6 protein-coding genes are annotated in these 8,669 nt (G+C 60.8%); 3 read left to right on the top strand and 3 right to left on the bottom strand.

The window, feature by feature from the left end; all coding sequences use genetic code 11:
* Positions 1-317: 317 nt before the first annotated feature.
* The 3 genes from ABYO54_RS10305 to ABYO54_RS10295 all read right to left on the bottom strand — a co-directional run bounded on the left by ABYO54_RS10305 (position 318) and on the right by ABYO54_RS10295 (position 3,238).
* Positions 318-518, bottom strand: a complete 201-nt coding sequence (locus ABYO54_RS10305; protein ID WP_372808168.1) for a LuxR C-terminal-related transcriptional regulator — start codon at positions 516-518, stop codon at positions 318-320.
* A gap of 76 nt (positions 519-594) precedes the next feature.
* Positions 595-2,124, bottom strand: a complete 1,530-nt coding sequence (locus ABYO54_RS10300) for a sulfatase-like hydrolase/transferase (RefSeq protein ID WP_372808167.1) — start codon at positions 2,122-2,124, stop codon at positions 595-597.
* A gap of 4 nt (positions 2,125-2,128) precedes the next feature.
* Complete coding sequence (locus ABYO54_RS10295; RefSeq protein WP_372808166.1) at positions 2,129-3,238, bottom strand: alpha-L-fucosidase; 1,110 nt, start codon at positions 3,236-3,238, stop codon at positions 2,129-2,131.
* A gap of 395 nt (positions 3,239-3,633) precedes the next feature.
* Between ABYO54_RS10295 and ABYO54_RS10290 the strand changes: the two genes are divergently transcribed.
* The 3 genes from ABYO54_RS10290 to ABYO54_RS10280 form a co-directional block, all read left to right on the top strand.
* Positions 3,634-5,538, top strand: a complete 1,905-nt coding sequence (locus ABYO54_RS10290) for a sensor histidine kinase (protein ID WP_372808165.1) — start codon at positions 3,634-3,636, stop codon at positions 5,536-5,538.
* A 9-nt stretch (positions 5,539-5,547) separates the two neighbouring features.
* Positions 5,548-6,210, top strand: a complete 663-nt coding sequence (locus ABYO54_RS10285; protein ID WP_372808164.1) for a response regulator — start codon at positions 5,548-5,550, stop codon at positions 6,208-6,210.
* Positions 6,211-6,216: 6 nt separating this feature from the next.
* Positions 6,217-8,669, top strand: a 2,453-nt coding sequence (locus ABYO54_RS10280; protein ID WP_372808163.1) for a DEAD/DEAH box helicase, incomplete at its 3' end; no start/stop codon positions are given.

Below are 8,669 nucleotides of genomic sequence, written 5' to 3'. Positions count from 1 at the left end.
TGAACCACCGATAGCCATTGCGAGCGAATAGCGATCAATTGCCGATAAACACAGATTCATGAACAGGATATGCGGAACAGGTTCTTACTCCGGCGGGTGAGCGGAACCATCTCCACATCTAATTGCGTATCCGTGTCCATCTGGGTTCATCGGTGGTTCCATTCCCCGATTTAGGATCATGCTTACGACGGCGTTTTTCCACAGAGACGCAGAGCAGCCGCGCATTTAGACTTCACTGCGCCACTGCGTCCTCGAGCATAGCGGGTGGTAAAATTTGGTTCCGGCTACGCCGGGCTAGGATCATTGAACGGGATCGATCAATCCGGCAAGAGGCCGTTTTTAAAGGCATAGTGCACCGCGGCGGGCGCATTGGGAACGCCAAGCTTTTTGTATAGGCGGCGCTGCCGGAAGGCCACCATCAGCACATTGCTTCTCAACTGCTTCGCGATAGCGCGTTTTTCCAGCCCCGCGCCAATCAACGAGAGCATCGTGCGTTCCGTTGCGGTTATCTCACTCATCTGAACCTCGACTTTACCATTGCGCGTTTTTCCTCGGGAACTGCGCAACGCATGCGGCCCTCTTTTTAAATTGGGATTATTTTCGGACGGTGTTGCGGAGCTGGATCTGGGCTTTGGATTCGGCGCGGCAGCGCTTCCGCAACATTTCGAGCGTTTCGGGGGCGGCGCCGGATTCCACGAGGTTGTTGCGCTCCTGCGGGTCGGCCTCGAGATCGAACAGCTGCTCGAAGACGGGTTCCTTGTTGCCGAAGTCGACTTGGTTGTCGTTGTAGTTCCAGCCGCCGGCATGGTCGAAGTAGCGGACATATTTCCACTTTTTGAACCGGACGGCTTCAACGAAGGGGTTGTCGCGCCCGACAAACAGGTTCTCGACGAACACCGCGTCGCGCCATGGCATCGCGGGGTTTTTCAGGAGCGGGATCAGGTTGCGGCCCTGGCAGATCTTCGGTTCGGGAAGCCCCGCATAGGCGAGAATGGTCGGCGCAACATCCACGTTCATGACAAACGCATCGAGCACCGCGCCGCGCCGTTCCTTCGGCAACGAGGGATCGTACAGGATAAAGGGCACCTTGGCCGTCAGGTCGTAGGCGAGCGCCTTGCCGCCCATGCCGTATTCGCCCATCAGCAATCCGTGGTCGCTCGAATAGATGATGATGGTATTTTCGAGCAGTCCGCGTTTTTCCAACCCGGCCAACATCTGGCCAACGACGTGGTCGATGCCCGTGATCAGCTGGTAGTAGCGGTAGTGCTGCTCCAGGCTGGTTTTGCGGTCATAGCTGAACGAGTAGGTATTCTTGCGGCCATCCTGCTTCATCAGTTCCGTCGGGATGAATTTCCCGGCGTCTTGGCCGGTCTCTTCGGGCAGCTTGATCGCGATGTCGCGATAGAGGTCGCCATAGATGGGATGCCCGGCCAGCCGCTTGGTCTCGTTGGCCGGATGCGTCATCCGCGTTTTGCCGGACTCGCCGGGAACCATGGAGCCGGAGATCGAGCCATGCGGCGCGGAAAAACTGACCGATAGGCAGAAGGGTTTGTCTTCGTCCCGCTGCTCGAGGAAGTTTTCGAAGGCTTCGCCCATCATGGGGGTGACGATGTCTGCCTTCAGGTCCTTGTAGGCCGAGCAGTTTTTCAATCCTTTGGGATAGAACGCCGCCCAGCCATCGTGCGCGCACCAGAAATCGAAGGTTTCTCCGCCGCGGCCGTTTTTGAAGGGATATTTATCGACGCCCAGTTTACCGATGAAGCCGGTGTAGTACCCGTTCCGCCGCAGGATCTGCGGATAGGTCTGGTTCCACTGCTCCATCGAGAGCTCGTGGCGGGAAGAAAAACCCACCCCGTGCACCCGCTCGTACACCCCGCTCAGAAAAGAAACCCGGCTGGGCATGCAGATCGGGTTGGAGATATAGGCATTGGAAAACCGCACCCCGTCGGTGGCCAAGCGGTCCAGGTTCGGCGTCTTGATGACGGGGTGGCCTTCGATGCTCAGCGTCCCTTCCCGCTGGTCGTCGGTCAGCAGAAACAGGATGTTGGGCCGGCTTGCGGCATGCGCGGCGGCAACCGCCACCATGCACAGAGCCACCGGAAAAACGCGTTTTGTTAGCCTCATGCCCCTACCCCTGCCGAAGGCGCTTGCCGACTTCCGCCAGCGTCTTTATATCTTCGGGGTGGATCGATCCGTCCGGCAGCGGGCCGACGTTCAACAACAGGTTGCCCTGCTTTTGCTTGGCGTTGGCCAGCATTTTCATGACCGCGTCCGCACCCTTGTGCTTGCCGTCGAGACTCTTGTCGTATCCCCATTTCCACGGTTGCAGGGTATCGCAGAACTCCAGCGGGATCTCGGAGGTTCCCTCGAATTTGCGTTCGGGGGCCTTGAAGTCCTCCGTACCGGTCAACCCATGCTTGTAGGACACCAGCGCCTGGGGCTGGAGCGAGTGGATATGGTCGTAGAGCTCCTGCAGCTTGAACTGATGCAGTTTGTCCTTGCGGGATTTCGGGGTGCCTTCCCCATCCAGCCAGATGCCGCCGACCGGACCATAGTTGGTCAGCAGTTCGGTAATCTGGTTTTTCATGAACTCCACATAAATCTGGAGATCCTGCTCCTCGCCGTATTTATAGAACGTCTCCGGGGTATCGTATTTCGGCCGGGCATTGCCGCCCCAATCGCCGTTGTTGGGCGCATGCGGATGGCGCCAGTCGCGGCCATGCGAGTAATAGAGGTAAAAACCGAGCCCCTTCTTGCGGCACTCTTCGGCCAGCTCCGCCACGAGGTCCCGCTTGGCGGGCGAGTTGGTGCTCTTGAAGTCGGTGTACTTGGAATCGAAGAGGCAGAAGCTGTCGTGATGGCGCGTCGTGATGTTGACATACTTCATCCCGGCATCGAGCGCCATGTCGGTAATGAAATCGGCATCGAACTTTTCCGCCGTGAACTGGTCCTTGAGTTTCGCGTATTCCAGGACGGGGATTTTGTCGTTGAGCTGCACCCATTCGCCCCGGCCAAGCAGCGAATAGAGGCCGTAATGGATGAACAGGCCGTATTCGGCCGTCTTGAAGAATTCCAGCGCGGCGGCTTTCGGGTCGGTTTTATACAAGGCCGCGTATTTCCGAAGGTAGCTGGGGACCTCCGTCCCGGATTGACCGGCACCAAACACCTGGGGCGCAACCGCAAAGGCCGCGGCCCCGGCCAGGCCAAAGGATCGACGATTCAAATTCCGATTCAACATAATAGACTCCTGGTTCTTACATCCGCTCCATCACCGGACTCCCCCGCCCCACACCCGTGCTCGTCGAGAAATCCGTTTAACCGCCAAAACATAGCATCCCGAATTCGCAAAATCTACCTAGCCAATCAGGTGGTTTTTCAAGAGCGGAAGCCGGAGTTTTCCCGGGAATATTTTTTGTCGGCCCAAACGCAGGTGTGCTATCTTCTCCGCGTTCTCAATCCAACCTTTCATTTGAATCCCGTGGCCCCATGCTCCGCAAGTTACTACCCATAGCGTTCATATTGCCGATCGTGGCGAGCCTAAGCCCGGCGCAGCCCCCGGCGAGCGGGACCTATTCCGACCCCCGCTTCCCCGGAGAACCCGCAGCCCGGCCGAGCATGGTCCATGAGCGCGGCGTGAAGGCGCTTGAAAAACGGGAACAGGCGCTAAAGCGGCAGCTGGAGCAATACCCGCCGCTCGAAAGCAGGGACAACCCGCCCCTCCAATACTTCGGCTATCTCAGCGGGCGCCACCCCGTTTCCCCGACCAACGACACCATGGAAGCCTGGCTGCAATTGTCGTTCCCCGGCAAATGGACCACCAGCGTCGACGGCATTGCCCTCGTGCCGGCCTATTACCCCGCGTTTTCCCCGGAAGGCAACTATGGGTTCCCAAAACGATTCAAGATCGATGTTTTCAGCCACCAGGAACCGAACCTGCCCGTAACGGTCGTGGACTGGACCACCGCGGATTTCCCCGACCCCGGCCTGCATCCGGTTTTTTTCAGCTTTCCCCAAAGCGACGTCCAGTCCGTGCGGATCACGGTTACCAAGGGCGAGCGCCAGGCGGATTCCCAGTTCTTCGCGCTCGATGAATGGATGGTGTTTCAAAACGGCAACAACATCGCCCCGCCGGCCTACCAGCGGCTGGAGGCATCCGACTCCTACAACGAAGCCCCCTACTGGAAGCTGCCGTATCTCACCGACCGGAAACTCCAGGTGGGAAGAAACCTGCATACCGTCCACCCCGTGCCGGACTTCATCCAATACTACGACGAGCAGACGATCCGGGACCATCCCCCGGAAATCGAGATCGACCTTGGCGCCCAGCACAACATCGGCCGCGTGGAACTCTATCCCGCCAAGGTGCCCGACATGCCGATTCCGGAATTCGCCTTCCCCTTGAAATACCACATCGAACTCCGCAGGGCGTTGAACGAAAACCCCATCGTCCAGTCTGCGGTGATCGAAGAGACCCTGCCCTCCCGCATGCGTTGGCACCCCCTTTCAGCAGTCCGCGCGCGGTTCCTGCGCCTCACGCTGCACGCGTTGCCGCGGCACAACGACCGCCCGGTTTTCGCCATGGCAGAGATCCGGGTCATCGGCCGAGAAGGCGATCAACAGGAAAATCTCGCCGCCGGCAAAACCATCCGAATGACCCGCCTTCCCGAAGACGCGGGCACCGCCCCCGCACTGCTGGTCGACGGCTTCGGCAACGGCCGCGAAATCATCCAGGAACATGACCATATCGAGCAGCTGGCCGAACGCAAAAAGGTTGCCGAGGCCTTGGCGCAGACCCAACACCGCCTGCTGATTGCCCGTGCCACGCGGCAATCCTTTTACTGGACGATCGGCATTGGCGGCGGGATCGTGCTGCTCTTCAGCCTGATCCTGTGGATCGCCTACCAACGCACCATCCGGCAACGGGCCCTCTACGAGCTCCGGCAACAGATCGCCGCCGACCTCCACGACGATATCAGCAGCAACCTCGGCACCATCTCCATGATCGCCAAGCGGCTGCAGCAAGACCCACCCCCCTCACTCCTGCAAGAAAAGCTGAACGAAATCGGCCACATCGCCCAGGAAAGTTTCCTGTCGATCAAGGAGATCATCTGGCACATGGATTCCGACGTCGTCCACTTGGCCGAAATGTTCGGGCATATCGAAAAAACCGCCCGAAGCATCTTGGCCGGCAGCCAGGTGATCTGCGAGTTTCCCGACAACGTCGCGGAGGCCGCAGTCCCGGCCAAGACCCGCCGCAACATCATGCTGCTGGTCAAGGAGGCCCTATACAACTGCGCCAAATACGCCAAGGCCGAACACATGCGGATCCACGCCGACCTGCGCCATTGCGTGCTGGTCCTATCCATGAAGGACGACGGATGCGGATTCGACCCCGCCTGCGCGCAGGTGGCCAACAGCGATACCGGCCGCGGATTGGCGAACATGGAACGGCGCGCGCGTTTGCTGGGGGCCGAATTGGACATCTTCTCGGAGCCGGGCAAGGGAACCGAGGTCACGCTGAGCATGCCGATTAAATAGGAACGGGATATGACAAAAGGATCGAACAAACAGGAACCGGTGGTGATTTGGCTGATCGAGGACCATGCGGCGTTCCGAACCAACCTGACCGAAATCGTCAACGCCTCGGCAACCGTCCGCTGCGAACGGAACTTTTCCTCCTGCGAAGAAGCGCTGGAGTGCTTGGAAAGCGAAAAACGACACCCCCAAATCATGCTGATCGACCTCGCCCTCCCGGGCATGGGCGGCATCGAAGGGCTCACCGCAATCAAGGCGGCGGATCCCGAGATCAAATGCATCGTGCTCACCAGTTCCGAGCGCAAGAAGCATGTGATCGACGCCATTTGCGCCGGGGCCTCGGGCTATCTGCTCAAGAGCCTGGCGGTCGACCAGATCATCCGCAGCATCGAGGACGTCGTGCAGGGCGGCGCATCGCTCGATCCCCAGGTCGCGTCGCTGGTGCTCGACGCCTTCCCCAAAAAAAGAAACCCCAACAACGAGTTCGACCTCACCGAACGGGAGATCGACGTGCTGCAGTCCCTCGCCACCGGCAAAATCATCAAGGAGATCGCCGACGAAATGAACCTCTCCACCAACACGGTCAAGTTCCACATCGCCAACACCTACAAGAAACTCAACGTCCAGTCGCAGGCCGGGGCCGTTGCCAAAGGCATCCGCAAAGGAATCATCTAGCCCGCCATGGCCAGCGCAGCACAAACCACGGGGACCCTCCGGGTCGGCGCGCCGGGGCTTGACCGCGTGGCGGGCGGGCCCCTCCAGGTCGCCGACGCGCCCATCAGCGCCCAGGCCCTGCTGTGCCTCGACCTGCTCCAACGCGGGCACAACCTCCTGTGGGTTGCCGCCGACGTCCGCGAGATGGAGCGGCTCCACGAATCGCTGCATACCCTGGCCGCGCACGCGGGGCGGCCCGCCCCCATTCATCGTTTCCAACCGATGGAAAAAGATCCGGCGGTATTCGGCGAACACCTCAAGCTGGTCGAACTCCTTGCCTCCAGCCACGGCCGCGACTCGAATTTCGTCATCGTCGCCTGCCCGCAGGCGATGGAACAGGAAGTTCCGCTGGCCGGGGAAGCCGGACAGGCGGTGCAAACGCTGCGCGTCGGCGAAGAGCACCCCCCGCGGAGCCTGACCGAATGGATGGCGGACGCGGGCTACGAGTTCGGCGTCGAGGTCTATGCCCAGGGCGAAGCCGCCCTGCGCGGCGGCATCCTCGACTGCTGGCCCCCCGGATCGCCCCGCCCCGTGCGCATCGAGTTCTTCGGCGACGAGATCGATTCGATCCGCTATTTCGACGACCAGTCCCAATGCTCCATCGAAAAGATCGACTCCGTCCAGCTTCCCCAGATGAACTTCGGCTTTGCGGGGGAATCCACCAGCCCCCTCGCCGAGCTGCTTCCCGAAAACACGCTGATCGTCAACGAAGGCCCGGGCACGGACCGCGCGCCGCAAAGAATCGAAACCGGATTCGAATATTACGACACCGGGCTATTCGCGGTCTCCTACGACACCCATCCCAAGGTCGCCGAACAGGCCCGGCGGCGGTTCGTCGACCAACGCTGCGCCGATGCCACCGCCGACTGGTCGGTTCATTTCTTCTTTGAGACCGCCGGAACGCTCAACCGCTTCCGGGAACTCTACGGGGATCTCGAAGGGTTCCCCTCGCTGGAACTCCACCACGGGGTCCTGCACGATAGCGCCATCGATCCCTGGCGCAAGGCCCTGGTCGTCACCGAGTCCGATTTCTACGCCTACCACACCGGGCGCAACGCGCATGCGCGCGGCGCAAAGCGGTTCCACAAGCAACAGGAGCGGGTCAGCGAAGCGGCGGACATCCAGCCGGGCGACTTCGTGGTACACGTCGAGCACGGCGTGGGCAAATATCTCGGCATCGTCGAAACCACCTTCAACGACAAAAGCATGGAAGTGCTGTCGATCGAATATGCCAAGGGCGAAAAGGTCTACCTGCCCGTCACGCAAGCCCACCTGCTGACCCGCTACAAGGGCATGGGCAAGCATGCCCCGAAACCGCACACGCTGGGGGGCCGCAAGTGGCGCAACGACAAAGAGAATGCGCAGGAGGCGGTGCGGGATCTGGCGGCCCAGTTGCTGCAAACGCAGGCCGAACGGCAGGCGAAACGCGGCTACCGCTTCTCGAAAGACACCGCCATGCAGGCCGAATTCGAAGCCGCCTTCCCCTATACAGAAACCCCCGACCAGCTCTCGGCCGCCGATGAGCTCAAACGCGACATGGAAAAGCTGCGGCCGATGGACCGGTTGCTCTGCGGCGACGTCGGCTTCGGCAAAACCGAGGTCGCCATGCGCGCCGCGTTCAAGGCGGTGATGGACGGCATGCAGGTGGCCGTGCTGGTTCCAACCACGGTCCTGGCCCAGCAGCACTTCGACACCTTCGTCGAGCGCATGGCCGCCTTCCCCGTCCGGGTCGACATGGTCAGCCGCTTCCGCACGAAGGCGCAGCAGAACACGACGCTGGCCGAAACCCTCGAAGGCGAAGTCGATATCCTGATCGGCACGCACCGGATCCTTTCCAAGGACGTCGGCTTCAAGAACCTCGGACTGGTCATCATCGACGAAGAACAGCGCTTCGGCGTCACCGCCAAGGAACATCTGAAGGAGCTGCGCAAGCAGGTCGACGTCATCACCATGTCGGCAACGCCGATCCCGCGCACGCTCTACATGAGCCTCACCGGCGTGCGCGACCTCAGCACCATCAAGACCGCCCCGCAGGAGCGCCAGCCCGTCGACACGAACGTGATCCCCTACGACGAGGAGATCATCACCGAAGCCATCCGCGCCGAGCTCCACCGCGGCGGGCAGGTGTTTTATCTGCACAACCGCGTCCAAACCATCCACCATGTCGACAACCGCCTGCGCAGGCTCGTTCCCGAGGCGCGGATCGCCGTGGCCCACGGCCAGATGGGCGAAAAGGAACTCTCCGGAATCATGCATGCGTTCGTCGAGGGGCGGTTCGATGTCCTGCTCTGCACCACCATCATTGAAAGCGGCGTCGACATCCCGAACTGCAACACCCTGCTGGTCGAAAACGCCGAGCGCTTCGGGCTCTCGGACCTCTATCAGTTGCGCGGCCGCGTCGGCCGCTCCAACCACAAGGC

Source organism: Pontiella sp. (assembly GCF_041622395.1).
GTDB lineage: Bacteria > Verrucomicrobiota > Kiritimatiellia > Kiritimatiellales > Pontiellaceae > Pontiella.
The sequence above is the reverse complement of the archived record's forward strand: the minus strand, read 5'-3'. Positions and strand labels throughout refer to the sequence as shown.

Bases quoted from the DNA above. Each gene is read 5' to 3' on its own strand.
- ABYO54_RS10300 (WP_372808167.1), bottom strand. From the start codon at position 2,124: ATGAGGCTAACAAAACGCGTTTTTCCGGTGGCTCTGTGCATGGTGGCG.
- ABYO54_RS10285 (WP_372808164.1), top strand. From the start codon at position 5,548: ATGACAAAAGGATCGAACAAACAGGAACCGGTGGTGATTTGGCTGATC.
- ABYO54_RS10305 (WP_372808168.1), bottom strand. From the start codon at position 518: ATGAGTGAGATAACCGCAACGGAACGCACGATGCTCTCGTTGATTGGC.
- ABYO54_RS10295 (WP_372808166.1), bottom strand. From the start codon at position 3,238: ATGTTGAATCGGAATTTGAATCGTCGATCCTTTGGCCTGGCCGGGGCC.